The following is a 15,079-nucleotide window of genomic DNA, read 5'->3' as shown; positions in this document are numbered from 1 at the left end:
GGATGAAAGATGCGCTTTCGCTTCCGCCGCGCGTTGATACGGCAATCAAGGCAGACGGTGAGAGCAAACCGGAGCGTGTCGATCGCTCGCAGATCCGAATTTTAAGCCGTGTGCCTCCGCGCGCCTGATGTCCATCCTGAAAATCCCAACGGCCAAGATCTTTGCGCCGCTGCTCAAGCCTGCGCGCTACAAGGGCGTGTACGGCGGACGCGACTCGGGCAAATCGGATTTCTTCGGCGAGCTGCTGGTCGAGACCTGCCAGGCCGAGCGCGGGACGCTGGCGGTCTGCATCCGCGAGGCGCAGCGGACGCTGGCGCAATCGTCGAAACGGCTGATCGAGGGCAAGATCGCAAGCCTCGGGCTCGGCCACGGTTTCAAGTTCTATAGCGACAAGATCGAGACGCCCGGCGACGGGCTGATCATCTTTCGCGGGCTGCAGGTCTTGCAGCGACACTGGGGCAGGGGACTTCAGCGCAGGTTGATGCGGGCCGTCGAGGCGCGGGGCCGGCGCATCGGATGGGACAGTATCGTTTCGGATACAACGGACAATCGTTTCTCCGCGAATAATTTCATCCGGGCGGGCTATCGGCTCTACCAACCCGTGGTGCCCTGGGCCTGGTCGCATACGCTCTATTGGCGAAGGTCGCTTCGTTGAGCCAGGTTTCCCGTGATACGGAAGCTGGCTTTCGCAACGTCAAAACGGCGCGCGCTCGCCTGGAATGCTTGAGGACCCGTCAGCTTGACCGCTGCCGGGTCCTTTTTGCGTATTGAAGCGTTGCTGCCGAAGCACTTGCGCAGGCGACCTCGCCGGGCTTTAAGTTCGCTTGCAGGAAATTCGGCGAGCACAAGCCGATGTAGGGGAGCCACAAGGATGTCCACCAAGCCTCAATTGCCGGAACGTCCGTCGCGGGCGGCGGGAGGGCCAACCGCACTTGATGGTCTGCTGGTCGTCGATTTCACGCGGGTGGTCGCGGGTCCCGCCTGCACACAGACGCTTGCCGATTTCGGCGCCCGCGTCATCAAGATCGAGAACCCCGATGGTGGCGACGACACGCGCGCGTATGAGCACGCCGAGATTGGCGGCGAAAGCGCGGCTTATCTCAGCCTGAACCGCAACAAGAGCGGCATCGCGCTCGATCTCGCGGTGCCGGAGGCGCGCGAGGTCGCGCTGGATCTCATCCGCCAGGCTGACGTGGTCGTTGAGAATTTTTCCAGCGGGGTCATGAAGAAGTTCGGCCTCGATTACGAGGCTGTCGCGCCGCTCAACCCGCGGCTGGTCTATTGTTCGATCTCGGCCTACGGACGCAACGGACCGTTCGCCTCGCGCCCCGGCTTCGATCCGATCACGCAAGCCGAGAGCGGCTTCATGTCGCTCAACGGGTTCGCCGATGGTCCGCCGGTTCGGACCGGCCCGCCGATTGTCGACATGGCGACGGGGATGTCCGCCTGCAATGCCATCCTGCTGGCGCTACTGGCGCGGGATCGGCTCGGCCGCGGACAGCATGTCGAGGTCGCCCTGTTCGACGTCGCCATGGGAATGACCGGCTTCTATGGGATGGCCTATCTGATCAACGGCAAGAACCCCGGACGGTTCGGAAATTCGCCGAACGGGTCTCCCACCGTCGGCGTCTACGAGGCATCCGACGGTCCGCTCTACATGGCCTGCGCCAATGACCGGTTGTATCGACGGCTGGTGATCGAGGTGATGAACCGCCCGGATCTCATCAACGAGCCACAGTTCGCGACGCGGAAGGCGCGGTCCGAGAACAAGGAGCTATTGCGCGCAGCGATCGCGGAGGTGTTCGCGAGCGACACGCTCGAGAACTGGATGGCGAAGATGAAGCTGGCCAATATCCCCGTCGGCTATCTCCGGACCGTCGAGGAAGGGTTCAATGCGCCCGAAGCACGCGAACGCGCGCGTCTGAATCGAATCCCGCATCGCACAGCGCAATGGGTGCCGAACATCGAGCCGCCGATCAAGATGAGCCTGACTGCGGCGATTGATCCCGTGGCTGCGCCCCTGCTGGGCGAGCATACCGAGGGCGTCATGCGCGAGATGCTTGGTTACGACAAAGAGCGGATTGCGGCTTTGGCGGAAAAAGGGGCCTTTGGGCTGCCCAAGGCCACGACGTCGGACTGAACGCTGCTCCGGCTTGATTTGGCAGGGTTCCGGCCGCATAAATGCATGTGAGCGAGGGACACGAATGGCGCCTGGTCAAGAGCCGAGCATGGGTCAGTCGGTGGTGACAGACTCCGGCGCACGAGCCTATGCGACGATGATTGCCAAGGCCCGGTCGCTCGTGCCGCAATTGCGGGAGCGCGCGGCCCGCACCGAGGAGCTGCGGCACCTGCCACCCGAAACCGAGCAAGACCTGCACGATGCTGGTCTGTTCCGGATGCTTCAGCCGAAGCGCGTTGGCGGCGCCGAGTTCGATTACGTCGCCCTTATCGATTGCGCCGAGTTGCTCGGACAGGCCGATGCATCGGTGGCGTGGAATTTTGCCAATCTAGCGAGCCACCACTGGATGCTCGCCATGTTCGAGCAGCGCGCGCAGGATCTGGTTTGGGGCCGGGACCCGGACGTGCTGATCGCGTCATCCTTCATCTTCCCCGCCGGCCGCGCCAGGAAGGTTGAGGGCGGGTACCGGTTGCACGGAAGCTGGCCGTTCTCGTCGGGTGTCGGCTCCTGCGCGTGGAACATGCTCGCAAGCGTCGTTTCGTCGGACGACGAGGCTGACGGTATCGAATACCGCATCTTTCTGTTGCCCAAGGCCGACTACAAGATCCTCGACACCTGGAACGTCGCCGGATTGCGCGGCACCGGGTCGTCGGATGTCGAAGTCAGCGACGCCTTTGTGCCCGAGCATATGACGGTCGCTGTCGGTGATCTGACAGGAGGCGCAACGCCCGGAAGCAAGGTGAACCCCAATCCGCTCTATGCGCTGCCGGTGTTCTCGCTATTTCCTTATGTTCTCTCCGGCGTCGCGCTCGGGAATGCTCAGGCCTGCCTGGACGACTACACGGAAGTCGCGCGTCACCGCATATCGACATACAACCGTGCCAAGCTGAGCGACTTCCAAAGCACACAAATCAAGATCGCGGAGGCTTCCGCGAAGATCGATGCTGCACGCCTCATCATGCGCTCGGCCTGTATCGAGGCGATGGAGCACGCACGAAGCAAGCACACACCCGACACGGCGATCAAGACCAGGTATCGGCGCGACGGCGCGTTCTCGGTCAATTTGTGCACGGATGCCGTCTCGATGCTGTTCGCGGCGAGCGGCGCGCGCGGCCTGTTCACGACCGGCGTATTGCAGCGGCAGTTCCGCGATGCGCACGCGATCAACTCGCACCTCGCGTTCAATTTCGATGCGGCCGGAACCAATTATGGACGTGTGGCGCTCGGCCTGCCGTCCGAGAATCTCACCTTGTGAGGCCGGCTGATGAATGATCTGCCAAAGCAGCCGGCCGTTCCTGATCCGGCCAACGAGTTCGCGAGCGACAAGTCGCAGATTGATCCGCGTGATTTCCGCAGCGCGCTCGGCACCTACGGAACAGGCGTAACGATCATCACAGCCACGGCCGCTGATGGAAAGCCGTATGGCATCACCTGCAACTCGTTTGCGTCGGTCTCCTTGAATCCTCCCCTGGTGCTCTGGAGCCTCGGAGTTTATTCCTCGAGCCTGAGCGTGTTTCAGAACGCCAGCCATTTCACCGTCCACGTGTTAGGAACCTCACAGCAGGCGCTTGCAAATAAATTCGCAAAGCCGTCCGAGGACAAGTTCGCCGGCGTGGATTGGATGCCAGGCCTCGGTAACGCGCCGGTTCTTGCCGAGAGCGTTGCCAATTTTCAGTGCCGGTCAGTCAATCGCTATTACGGCGGCGATCACGTGATCTTTCTCGGTGCGGTCGAGGCCTATGCCTACAATGCAAAAGAGGCGCTGCTGTTTGCGCGGGGGACGTATGGCCGGTTCCTGCCTGACGACGAGCGTAAGAAATCGCCGTAGGGCGATCCAGGGACGCTCGTCGGTTCAACGGTCCGTAGCCGAGAGCGTGTAGATTTCCAGGGCGTCCGCGTCTGCGCCGCGTGCAGCCTTGGCCAGCCTGAAGATCTGTCCCGCGAGCGTTGCCATGGGCACCGGCGTTGACGTTGCCTGGGCGACATCGGCCACAGTGTCGAGGTCCTTCAGCATCGTCGCGATGTGGCCGAGCGGCGGCGAATGAATGCCCTGGACCATGCGCGGCACGAAGAGCTGAAGCGGGATCGAATCCGCAAAGCCGCCGGCGAGCGCTTCAGGCAATCGGCTTGCGTCAATTCCGGCATTCGAGGCAAGGCGCGTTGCCTCTGCGAGCACGGCCATTGCGCATCCGACGATCACTTGGTTGCAAAGCTTTGTGGTCTGGCCAGCGCCGATCGGACCCATGTGGGTGAACCTGCGCGCCATGGCCAGCACATAGGGCCGGGCCCGCTCGATGTCGGAGGCCTCTCCGCCGGCCATGATGGCAAGCGTGCCCTCTTCAGCGCCCTTGGTGCCGCCGGACACCGGTGCATCGATCCAGCTTGCACCGTTCGCAGACTTCAATTGCGCTGCAAGCTCGCGCGCGGCGTCGGGATGGATCGATGAAAAATCGACCACGAGCTTGCCTGCGCCGGGAGCCACTGCAAGACCTTCCGGCCCGAAGATCACCTCTTCGACGGCAGCGGCATCCGTCACGCACATGAAGATGATGTCGGAGTTCGCCAGCAGGTCGCGAGGCGTGTCCGCGCGCTTGACGCCGGCGTCGACGAGCGGTGCGACCTTGCCTTCCGAACGGTTCCAGACGCTGACGTGATAGCCGGCCTTGAGCAAGCGCCGGGTCATCGGTGTCCCCATCAGTCCCAGGCCGAGATAGCCGAGCTTCTCGACGCCTTGCGGGTTTGTCATGCTCGCATCAGCCATAGGTTGCCTCCATCTGTAGCGTCGCAACGCCGCGCGACCGCTGCGCACCATACATAACGCATCCCGCGGCGAAACCGGCCGGCTTGCATGGCTTGCCTGATTGTTTGAACCATGAAACATTCGGGCCGGTTGGGTTGGGTGGCGCCGGTCGGCGCCCGGAGCAACGGAGTGGGCACGATGCGGGCTGTTTCGACGTGGATGCTGGCAATAGGGGCCGTGGCGGCCATGATCGCGGGCGCAAGCCCCTCACGGGCGCAGCAGACGATCCGCGTGGGCTGGACCATCCCGGCCGAGGAATCCAAATACTGGATGATGCGCAGGCCGGCCGAATTTCCCGATATCGGCAAGAGCTACAACATCGAATGGACTCAGTTTCAGGGCACCGCGCCGATGACGCAGGCCTTGGCGGCCGGCGCACTGGATTGCGCGACGCAGGCGCCACTCTCGCTTGCAAACGGCGTGGTCGGCGGCAATCTCAAGGCCTACATCGTGGCGCAGCACGTCTTCGAGAAGCCCGGTGGCTTCTCGGTCTACTGGGCGGTCATGGATGACTCGCCGATCAAGACCATTGCAGATCTCAAGGGCAAGACGGTCGGCATTTCCGTGATCGGCGGCGGCACGCAAGGCCCGTTCAACCTGCTGCTGAAGGAGAACGGCGTCGATCCGGCCAAGGACATCAAGCTGGTTGAGGTTGGTTTTGCCGTCTCCGAGGATGCCCTGCGTCAGGGCCGGGTCGATGCGGTCAACATGAACCAGCCGTTTGCGGCGCGAGCTGAGGCCAAGGGCGGCACAAGAAAACTGTTCTCGCTGTCGCAGGCCATGCCGAACATCGTGCACATCCTGGAAGCCTGCCGTGCCGATTTCGTCGACAAGAACCCGGAATTGGTGAAAACCTACGTCCGCGATATTACGTCGGGAATGAAGAAGGCGCTGGCGAACCGCGAAGAGACCTTGAAGGTGGTCAACGAAGTCTTGAAAGCGCCCATCCCGGTGCTCGAGACTTATCTGCTCAAGGACAACGATTTCGGGCGCGATCCCGGTGCAGCGCCGAATTTCCCGGCGATCCAGAAGATGCTCGACATCTATGCGGAAACCGGAATGCTGCCGAAACTGGATGTCGCGCAGTTCAAGCATCCGACGATCGTCGCGCCGCTGCAATAGGCGATCGGGCTGTTCGCTGGACCAATGAGGTCGCAATGTCCCGTCGTGTGCGGGACATTGCATGAAGATGATGCAGGCATGAAGAAGTTGCGATCACGGATAACGACTGACGGCCTCGACCGGGCGCCGCACCGTGCCTTCATGCGTGCCATGGGACTGGATGACGCGGCCATTGCCAAGCCGATGGTGGGCATCGTCAGCATGAAGGGCGAGCAGACGCCCTGCAATATGACCCACGACTTTCAGGTGGCTGCGGCCAAGACAGGGGTAGAGGAGGCCGGCGGCACGCCGCGCGAATTCTCAACCATCTCGGTGTCCGATGGCATCAGCATGAATCACGAGGGAATGAAGTTCTCTCTGTTCTCGCGTGAGCTGATCGCCGACTCCATCGAGGCCGTCGTCCACGGCCTCGCATATGACGCGTTGATCGGATACGGCGGATGCGACAAGACGCTTCCGGGCGTGATGATGGGCATGGTTCGTTGCAACGTGCCTTCCATCTTCATCTATGGCGGTAGCTCGCTGCCGGGCCGCGTGGATGGACGCACGCTGACCGTCCTCGACTCCTACGAGGCCGTCGGCAGCTTCATGACCGGTGAGATCGACGCCGCGGCGCTCGAGCGGATCGAGCGCGTCTGCCTGCCGACCATTGGCGCCTGCGCCGGTCAGTTCACTGCGAACACCATGGGGATGGTATCGGAGGCGATGGGCCTGACCATTCCCAATGTGTCAATGGTGCCCGGCGTCTATGCCGAGCGCGCGCAGATATCGCGCCGCGCAGGGCGATTGATCATGGAGATGCTCGAACGAGGCGGGCCGCTTCCGCGTGACGTCGTGACGCTGAAGTCTCTTGAAAATGGAGCTGCGATTGTTGCCGCCACGGGCGGGTCAACCAACGCCGCACTACATCTGCCGGCGATTGCGAACGAGGCCGGCATTGCGTTCACGATCGATGATGTCGGCGAGGTCTTTGCCAGGACGCCGCTGATCGGAAACCTGCGGCCGGGCGGCAAGTACACGGCAAAGGATGTTTACGACATCGGCGGTGCGGCCGTCGTGATCCACGAGTTGATCGAGAGCGGGCATGTCGATGGCAGCTGCCTGACCATCACGGGCCGTACGCTCGCGGAAGAGTACGGCGCGGCCAACGCGCCCGATGGCGAGGTGGTTTACGCGGCCCGCGCGCCGATCATGCCTGATGGCGGCGTAGCGGTTCTGAAGGGCAATCTCTGTCCTGATGGCGCCGTCATCAAGGTCGCGGGCTTGAAGAGCCAGTCCTTCGAGGGCGTGGCGCGCGTCTTCGAGGATGAAGAGGCCTGCGTCGCGGCCGTTCGTGACCGCAGCTACAAGGCTGGCGAGGTTTTGGTGATCCGCAATGAAGGGCCGGTCGGTGGTCCTGGCATGCGCGAGATGCTCGGTGTCACCGCGCTGATCTACGGCCAGGGCATGGGTGAGAAGGTGGCCCTGATCACGGATGGCCGGTTCTCGGGTGCCACGCGCGGCATGTGCATCGGCTATGTATCGCCCGAAGCGTTCGTCGGAGGCCCGCTGGCGCTTGTCCGCGATGGCGACAAGATCCGGATTGATGCTGCCGGCCGCCGCATGGACTTGCTGGTCGACGAGCAGGAACTCGCTGCACGCCGACGCGATTGGAAGCAACGCCCGCCGCGTCATCGCGCCGGAGCGTTGGCGAAATATGCGCGTCTGGTCGGCCAGGCACCGGGTGGAGCGGTCACTCATGAGGGACCGGCGGAGTGGCCGTGGTTCGACTGAAAAATCGCGCACGTGCGAAATAGCGATCCGTCTGGCAAGTTTCTTGCTAAGCTCGTTCCGCTGATGGAGGACATTCAGCAGGTCGGTTACGTGACGTTCGCGCATGAGTGAAGCGAGAGACGGGATGAAGGTGGTGCCTTCGAGATCGAGCGAATGGGTGAGACCGGTGACGTCACAAAAGCCGGCTTCTGCGATCATCGAGATCGATCGCGTCTCGCAGGTTTTCCAGACCTCGGCGCGCAAGGATCATCTTGCGCTGTCTAACATCTCGCTAACGGTCGAAGAGGGGGCATTCGTCTCGATCCTCGGTCCGTCCGGCTGTGGCAAGTCGACGTTGCTTTACATTGTCGGTGGCTTCGTCAATCCGACCAGCGGCGCTGCAAAGATGAAAGGACAGGCGATCACGGGACCGGGTCCGGATCGCGGGCCGGTGTTCCAGGAGTTCGCGCTGTTCCCGTGGAAGACCGTGCTGGGCAACGTGATGTATGGCCCGCGCCAGCAGGGTGTGCGAGTAGCAGAGGCGGAAGCACAGAGCCGTGCTCTCATCGAAATGGTCGGCCTCAAGGGCTACGAGAGCTTCTACCCGAAAGAGTTGTCGGGTGGCATGAAGCAGCGCGTCGCGCTGGCCCGGACGCTCGCCTACCATCCCGAAGTCCTGTTGATGGACGAGCCATTCGGTGCGCTCGATGCGCATACCCGGACGCGCTTGCAGAACGATCTTCTGAACATCTGGGAGCGTGACCGCAAGACGGTGCTGTTCGTCACCCACTCGGTCGACGAAGCCGTCTTCCTTTCGGACAAGGTCGTGATGATGTCGAAATCTCCCGGCCGCATCCGGGAGGTCATCGATATCGATCTGCCGCGGCCGCGGCGCCGCAACGAGCTGTTGCTCGATCCGCGGTACCAGAAATACGTCGTCGACATCGAGCGTATGTTTGACGAGGTCGACGAGACAGGATCAGTGTCATGACCTCGCCGTCGGCCTTGGCCAGACGTGCTGCCCCGATGTTCGCCTGCATCGGGTTGCTTGCGGTATGGCAGGTCGCGTCGCTTGCGCTGAAGAACGACAGCTTTCCAACGGCTATCGAGGCGATCCGCGCGATCCCGGATATCCTCGGCGACAAGGAATCTCTGATCAACATCCTGGCCTCGCTCCGCCGCATGGCGATCGGGTTCGGCATAGCGGTGCTGGTTTCGATTCCGCTGGGCCTGTTGATGGGCCGTAGCCGGGCAGTCGCAGCTTTCTTCAATCCGCTGCTGATGGTGATCTATCCGGTACCGAAAGCGGCGTTGATGCCGATCATCATGCTGTGGCTCGGCGTGGGCGACATCACCAAGACGCTGGTGATCTTCCTCGGCGTCAGCCTTCCGGTGATCTATCACAGTTTTGAAGGCGCCAAGGCCGTCGAGGAGAAGATGCTGTGGTCAGGCGCAGCGATGGGACTTTCGCCCTTGCAGCGCCTGGTCCGCATTGTGTTGCCTGCTGCGCTCCCGGAGATCCTGACCGGGTGCCGCACCGGCCTGGTGCTGGCGCTGATCACGATGATCACCAGCGAGATGATCGCGCGGCAATCGGGAGCGGGGAATATCCTGTTCAACGCGCTCGATATGGGCCAATACGACACGGTGTACGCGATGATCATCATCGTCGGCGCGATGGGCATCTGTCTCGATGCGGTCTTCGAGCGCGTCCGTGCGAGACTGGTACGCTGGTCCGAGCCTCAGTTTGACATGCCGTTGAGCTTCTCATGATGCCGCGTTCTCTTTCAGCAAACGTCATCTTTGGGCTCGCGCCAATCGTACTGGTGATCGCGGTATGGCAGGGCCTGGTGTCATTCGGCTTCGCGCCCGTGGTTTTGCTGCCGCCGCCGGGCGTCGTCTTCGGCCGGCTGCTCAAGCAACTCGTGACATGGACGTTTCAACAGGAGATCGCGGCGACCCTGATCCGGCTCTTTGCCGGCTTCGCAATTGCGGTCGTCCTCGGCGTCAGTATCGGCATCGCGGCCGCTGCCAGTCCGGCGATCAACGCCGTAGTTCGGCCGATCGTACGGGTGCTGGCGCCGCTGCCGAAGGTTGCGCTCTATCCGGCCCTGTTGTTGCTGCTCGGCTTTGGACATGGGTCGAAGATCACGCTGGTGGCGGCGGACGCGCTCTTCCCTATTCTCCTGTCGACCTATTACGGTGCTTCGACGGTGGAGCAAAAGCTGATCTGGTCGGCCATGGCAGCGGGAACGCGGCGCTATGAAATCCTGTTCAAGGTGGTCTTGCCGGCGGCAATGCCGTCGATCCTGACCGGGTGCCGGATCGGTCTTGTCATTTGCTGCATCGTGGTGTTTCTGGCCGAGATGATCACGTCGACGGACGGCTTGGGACACGTGCTCGTGACCGCGGCCCGAACCTTCCAGGCTGTCGACATGTTCGTGCCGCTGATCACGATCTCGCTGCTAGGGTTGATCCTCAACGGCCTTTTGGGCGCCGTGCGATCGTACCTCCTACGGGGTTTCCCCGAGGCGTGACCTGACGAACAAGAAACCAGAAGATCGGGAGCAAACCATGCTGGCAGACCGCATCGAGGCAAAATGGATCGACGCGTTTTGCGAGGTCTTTGAGCGTTGCGCCGTTAAGGCCGGCGATACCGCGGCGATCCTGTCGGAGACGCAGTCGCGCGCGCTGAATGTACATCTGGCAGAGCTTGCGCTGTTGCGCATGGGGGCGAAGCCTTTTCATGTCGTCATGCCGACGCCACGCAATCGGAATATCGTTCCGGTCCGCTCAACTGGCGCTAGCGAAGCCATCCAGAAGCTTGGGCCGGTCATCACTGCGCTTCAGCAAGCGGGCTTCGTGGTGGATTGCACCATCGAAGGCCTGATGCATGCGGTCGAGACGCCCGAGATCCTGAAGGCCGGCGCGCGGATCCTGGTGATCTCAAACGAGCATCCCGAGGCGCTGGAGCGGATGGTGCCGGATCCGGCACTAGAGAAGCGCGTTCGCGCTGCGGCAAAGATGCTGCGTGGGACGAAGCGGATGCGGGTCACCTCGAAGGCCGGTACGGCGCTTGACGTCGACATGGTCGGAGCGTCCACGGTCGGCGTGTGGGGCTGGACCGACAAGCCCGGCACGCTGGCGCATTGGCCGGGCGGCATCGTCGTCAGCTTTCCCAAGAGCGGGACGATCAATGGCACGCTGGCGATGGCCCCGGGCGACATCAATCTCACCTTCAAGCGCTACCTGACGTCGCCGGTGAAGATGACGTTGAAGGACGATTACGTGGTCGAGCTGGAAGGCGAGGGCACCGATGCCGCAATGATGCGCGCCTATCTCGCCGCCTGGGGCGATCGGGAGGCTTATGCTGTGTCGCATGTTGGTTTCGGCATGAACCCGGGTGCGCGCTACGAGGCACTGTCAATGTATGATCAGCGCGACACCAACGGCACTGAGATCCGCGCCGTCTCCGGCAATTTTCTGTTCTCGACCGGTGCCAATGAATTTGCCGGCCGTTATACCGCAGGCCATTTCGACCTGCCGATGATGGGAACGACCATCGAGCTCGATGGTGTTGCGGTGGTGCGGGAAGGCGTGCTCCAGGACGTTTTTGGCTAGCTGCGGTCGAGCACCGGCGGCCGGGCGAGGTCGAAGTGCCGGAGCAGGTCGACCATGGCCTGGAGGCGCTTTGCGCGATAGGCGTCAACGTCCATGCCTGAATAATCGAGGAAGCCGGCTCCCGTGCGCAGGCCGATCCGGCCTTCGTGCATGTTGCGTGAAATGACGTCCGGCGCGCGGTAGCGGTCGCTGCGGAGTGCGCCCTCCAGATACCGGCTGGCGTAGTACAGAATATCCCCGCCGCCCCAGTCGATGAATTCGAGCAATCCAAGCACCGCATAGCGAAAGCCAAAGCCGTAGCGGATCGCCTTGTCGATCTCCTCCGCGCTGGCGACGCCTTCCTCGACCATTCGCGCGGCCTCATTCATCGCGAGCGCCTGAATGCGCGGAACGATGAAGCCTGGCGTCGCCGCGCAGACCACAGGGACCTTGCCGATGCCTTCGAGCAGCGCCTTGACCTGGTCGATGATGCCGGAACCGGTGGCTTTGCCGGGCGAAATCTCTACCAGTGGGATTAGATAGGCCGGGTTAAGCCAGTGCACGTTGAGGAAGCGGCGGGGATTGACGACCGCGACCGAGAGATCGTCAACGAGGATGGTCGAAGTGGTCGATGCAATGATGGTGTCGGGGCCGACCTGTTTTGAAGCCGTCCCTAGCACCTCGCGCTTGAGCTCGACGACCTCGGGAACGCCCTCGAACACCATTCCGGCTTCGGACAACGCGGCGCCGCTTTGGCTGGCCGGCACCACCGAAACCCGCGCGATCAGCGGATCAACGTCGGTCTCGGCCAGCAACCCCAGCTTCGAGAGGCTGGCAAAGGTCTTCCTGACCTCGCCAAGCGCGTCCGCCTCCAGCCTGGTGAAATCGTCCGCTGAACGGACCTTGACGTCGATCATCGTGACCGTGTGCCCCGCATAGGCGAACGCGACGGCGATACCGCGGCCCATGCGTCCGGCCCCGAGACAGGCAATGTTGGCGCGACGGGTCATCGGTCAGAATCCCTCACGAAGCAGCATCTGCAATTCGGCCTTGTGAAGCTTGCCAAGCCCCAGCGTCTCCAACGTCCGGCCGCCTTGCGCAAAATCCTCGCCGCAGATTGCGCCGCCGACGGCCAGCAAAGCCTTGGCGAGCGGTGTGGCCACGCCCGCCAACGCGGCGACGGACACCAGCAACGACAACCCAAGCCGCAGATCCTCGCGCATGTAGCGGTGTTCGGTCAGCACGATCCGCTCGCGCCAGTCGCCGGAATCCGTCAGGCGATCATGCGAGCCGCGGCCATACATCCAGATCTCGCCGTCCTTGGCGTAATGGTGCGCGAGTGGAAAATGCGGTGCGCCATATCCAAGCGCCTCGCGCACGGCGATCCGCTCGGCGTCGAGCGCGTCGGTCACCCGCCGGATTGCGGCTTGCGTTCCCTCCTTATGGATATCCCACCGCTCGAAATGTTCGATTGGGCCTGCGTTCATCACGATCAGCGGCGGATGAATGATGCAGCCCGCGTTCATCAGCGCGCCGGATAGCGCGTCGCCGCACGGCTCGATCGCATCGGGGAAAGCCCGTCCAATCACCTCGAGCGCATGTGGTGCCAGGTCAAGCGGGAACACGCCGACCGGCAGCCGCTTGGCGCGGATGGTGATTGCGACCTCGAATGACCCATGCTTGCGGGTGAGCCATGGCAGCGTGCCGGTCTCAGCGAAGCTTGCCTTGGCGCGATTGCCTGCATCTCGCGCAGCCTGCGCGAAGATCATCGAGCCGAATGTCGCGGGCGGCAGAAACACGACCTGGCCATCCCGCAGATGCGGGGCGAGGAGCCGCGCGATATCCTGCTGAGCGAAGGCGGGAGCAGGGCACAGGATCAGCTCGGCATCGCTGACGGCTTCGGCGATGTTGGTGGTCACCAGCGCCAGCTTCACGTCGTGCTGGCCATTATGGTCCTTGACGAGGATGCGGGAGCCGGCGGCACGATGTGCTTCGACCTGTTCTGTGTCACGGCGCCACAGCCGGACCTCATGCCCTGATAGCGCGAAATCGCCCGCGGCCGCGAAAGAGCCGTTTCCCCCACCTAGAACCGCAATTTTCAAGATGCTTCTCCTTGTGCGCGCGATTGCGCATCAAGCTGCTTCAGCAGGAAATGCTGAACCTTGCCAAGCGCGGTGCGCGGCATGTCGGCGACGAAGACAATGTCGCGTGGAACCTTGTAGCGGGCGAGCTGCGCCTGAACGTGTGCTCTTAGCTCGTCTGCTTCGAGACGGCAGCCGGATCGCGGAATCACGTAGGCGATAGGTACCTCGTCCCAGCGCGGGTCCGGCCTGCCGATCACGGCGCATTCGCTGACGTCTGGATGTTCGAGCAGCACCCGTTCGACCTCGGCCGGATAGACGTTCTCGCCGCCGGATATGATCATGTTCTTCTTGCGGTCGCGGACCCAGAAGTAGCCGTCCGCGTCGCACAGGCCGATATCGCCGGTACGATACCAGCCGTCGTGCAGCGCATCGCGCGTGGCGTCCGCATTGCCCCAATATTCGAAGAAGACGTTGGGGCCACGGACCGCGATCTCGCCTGGCGTGCCCGCCGGGACCTCGTTGCCGGCCTGATCGATCACTTTTGCTTCGCAGCACAGGCCGGCAAGCCCGGTTGATCCCGTGCGCGACAGGTCGCCGCCGAGGCGAGTATAGACTGCGATGGGGCAGGTTTCCGTCGAGCCATAAACCTGGAGCACTGGCACGCCGCGCGCGACGAAGCGATCGATCAGATGCGGCGGCACGATGGTCGAGCCGGTCGCGACGGCCTTCAGCGATGAGAGATCAGTCGTGGCCCAGGCAGGGTGCTCGCTGACGGCCTGGATGATCGCCGGCACCATGACCGTCAGGGTCGGCCGATCGCGTTCGATCGCCTCAAGCGCCGTATCCGGGGTGAAACGAGGGTGGATTGTGACGGTCGCGCCGAGCTGCAGTGCCGCGGTCGTCTGGATGTTGAGCCCGCCGACGTGGAAGAACGGCAACACCGTCAGCACATGATCGTCGGACGTCATGTTGTGCATGTGCTGGCTCATGACGCCGTTCCAGAACAGCGCCTCCTGGCGCAGCACAGCACCTTTCGGCCGCCCGGTTGTTCCTGACGTGTAGACGATGAGCAGCGGGCAGGAGAGGTCGGTGTGCGGATTGCGTCCGCTGCTTCCTTTACGCGCCAGCAGGCTTTCGAAAGTCATGCCGTGCGGCGGCGTAAAATCGAGGCCGACGACAGTGGTCCCCGGCGCGAGTTCGGGAAGGACTCCCTCAAATGCGTGCTCGAGCACCAGCACCTTGACGCTGGCGTCGGTGAGGATGAAGATCTGCTCGGCGACAGCCAACCGCCAGTTCAGCGGCACCAGCATCGCGCCGAGCCGCGCGCATGCATAGAGCAGGACCAGATAGTCGGGTCGATTCAGGCTCAGGATCGCGACGCGGTCGCCACGGCCGACACCGAACTCCTGCTTCAAGCCTGTTGCGATCCGTTCGATGCGCTCGGCGAGCGTCGCGTAGCTCAGCCGCTCCCCTTCAAAGGCGATGGCGGTCTTGTCTGGCGAAAGCGCCGCGTTGCGATCAATCAGACTGCAGAGGTCCACC

At 62.9% G+C, this 15,079-nt stretch carries 14 protein-coding genes; 10 read left to right on the top strand and 4 right to left on the bottom strand.

Translation table 11 applies throughout. The features are described from left to right. The first annotated feature begins 127 nt into the window (after positions 1-127). The 4 genes from ABID59_RS09420 to ABID59_RS09405 all read left to right on the top strand — a co-directional run bounded on the left by ABID59_RS09420 (position 128) and on the right by ABID59_RS09405 (position 4,007). A complete protein-coding gene (locus tag ABID59_RS09420; protein WP_354083209.1) occupies positions 128-655 on the top strand; it encodes a phage terminase large subunit in 528 nt (175 codons plus the stop codon). A gap of 216 nt (positions 656-871) precedes the next feature. Next, complete coding sequence (locus ABID59_RS09415; RefSeq protein WP_354083208.1) at positions 872-2,140, top strand: CaiB/BaiF CoA transferase family protein; 1,269 nt, start codon at positions 872-874, stop codon at positions 2,138-2,140. 64 nt (positions 2,141-2,204) lie between these two features. After that, the gene (locus ABID59_RS09410) at positions 2,205-3,434 is read left to right on the top strand and encodes an acyl-CoA dehydrogenase family protein (protein ID WP_354037485.1); all 1,230 of its coding nucleotides are present in this window, start codon (positions 2,205-2,207) and stop codon (positions 3,432-3,434) included. A 9-nt stretch (positions 3,435-3,443) separates the two neighbouring features. Beyond that, complete coding sequence (locus ABID59_RS09405) at positions 3,444-4,007, top strand: flavin reductase family protein (protein ID WP_354037429.1); 564 nt, start codon at positions 3,444-3,446, stop codon at positions 4,005-4,007. A 24-nt stretch (positions 4,008-4,031) separates the two neighbouring features. Here the strand turns inward: ABID59_RS09405 and ABID59_RS09400 are convergent, their stop codons facing one another. Then, on the bottom strand, positions 4,032-4,991 hold the full coding sequence (locus ABID59_RS09400) for an NAD(P)-dependent oxidoreductase (protein WP_354083207.1): 960 nt from the start codon (positions 4,989-4,991) through the stop codon (positions 4,032-4,034). A 126-nt stretch (positions 4,992-5,117) separates the two neighbouring features. Here ABID59_RS09400 and ABID59_RS09395 point away from each other — a divergent pair, with 126 nt between their 5' ends. From ABID59_RS09395 to ABID59_RS09370, 6 genes are all read left to right on the top strand, one after another. Beyond that, complete coding sequence (locus ABID59_RS09395; RefSeq protein WP_148752684.1) at positions 5,118-6,101, top strand: ABC transporter substrate-binding protein; 984 nt, start codon at positions 5,118-5,120, stop codon at positions 6,099-6,101. 78 nt (positions 6,102-6,179) lie between these two features. Beyond that, the gene (ilvD, locus tag ABID59_RS09390) at positions 6,180-7,874 is read left to right on the top strand and encodes a dihydroxy-acid dehydratase (RefSeq protein ID WP_354083205.1); all 1,695 of its coding nucleotides are present in this window, start codon (positions 6,180-6,182) and stop codon (positions 7,872-7,874) included. Positions 7,875-7,998: 124 nt separating this feature from the next. Then, positions 7,999-8,844 (top strand): ABC transporter ATP-binding protein, encoded by an 846-nt coding sequence (locus ABID59_RS09385; RefSeq protein ID WP_354083591.1) that lies wholly within the window; start codon positions 7,999-8,001, stop codon positions 8,842-8,844. Further along, positions 8,841-9,626 (top strand): ABC transporter permease, encoded by a 786-nt coding sequence (locus tag ABID59_RS09380; protein WP_148752681.1) that lies wholly within the window; start codon positions 8,841-8,843, stop codon positions 9,624-9,626. Before ABID59_RS09385 ends, ABID59_RS09380 begins: the two co-directional genes overlap by 4 nt. Beyond that, positions 9,623-10,390 (top strand): ABC transporter permease, encoded by a 768-nt coding sequence (locus ABID59_RS09375; protein WP_354083203.1) that lies wholly within the window; start codon positions 9,623-9,625, stop codon positions 10,388-10,390. The genes ABID59_RS09380 and ABID59_RS09375 overlap by 4 nt, the downstream gene beginning before the upstream one ends. Before the next feature lie 37 nt (positions 10,391-10,427). Beyond that, positions 10,428-11,474, top strand: coding sequence for a 2,5-dihydroxypyridine 5,6-dioxygenase NicX family protein (locus ABID59_RS09370; protein WP_354083202.1), 1,047 nt, complete (start codon positions 10,428-10,430; stop codon positions 11,472-11,474). On the opposite strand, the gene ABID59_RS09365 is transcribed toward ABID59_RS09370, so the two are convergent. Genes ABID59_RS09365 through ABID59_RS09355 form a run of 3 tightly spaced genes read right to left on the bottom strand, consistent with a single transcriptional unit; the run spans position 11,471 to position 15,078 of the window. Further along, complete coding sequence (locus tag ABID59_RS09365) at positions 11,471-12,463, bottom strand: 3-hydroxybutyryl-CoA dehydrogenase (protein WP_354083201.1); 993 nt, start codon at positions 12,461-12,463, stop codon at positions 11,471-11,473. The genes ABID59_RS09370 and ABID59_RS09365 overlap by 4 nt on opposite strands. 3 nt (positions 12,464-12,466) lie before the next feature. Beyond that, positions 12,467-13,555, bottom strand: a complete 1,089-nt coding sequence (locus ABID59_RS09360) for an NAD/NADP-dependent octopine/nopaline dehydrogenase family protein (RefSeq protein ID WP_354083200.1) — start codon at positions 13,553-13,555, stop codon at positions 12,467-12,469. Then, positions 13,552-15,078 (bottom strand): class I adenylate-forming enzyme family protein, encoded by a 1,527-nt coding sequence (locus ABID59_RS09355; RefSeq protein ID WP_354083199.1) that lies wholly within the window; start codon positions 15,076-15,078, stop codon positions 13,552-13,554. The genes ABID59_RS09360 and ABID59_RS09355 overlap by 4 nt, the downstream gene beginning before the upstream one ends. Between the last annotated feature and the right edge of the window lies 1 nt (position 15,079).

Source organism: Bradyrhizobium sp. S3.3.6, assembly GCF_040546905.1.
GTDB classification, from domain to species: domain Bacteria; phylum Pseudomonadota; class Alphaproteobacteria; order Rhizobiales; family Xanthobacteraceae; genus Bradyrhizobium; species Bradyrhizobium cytisi.
This window is presented reverse-complemented; position numbering and strand designations above follow the sequence as displayed.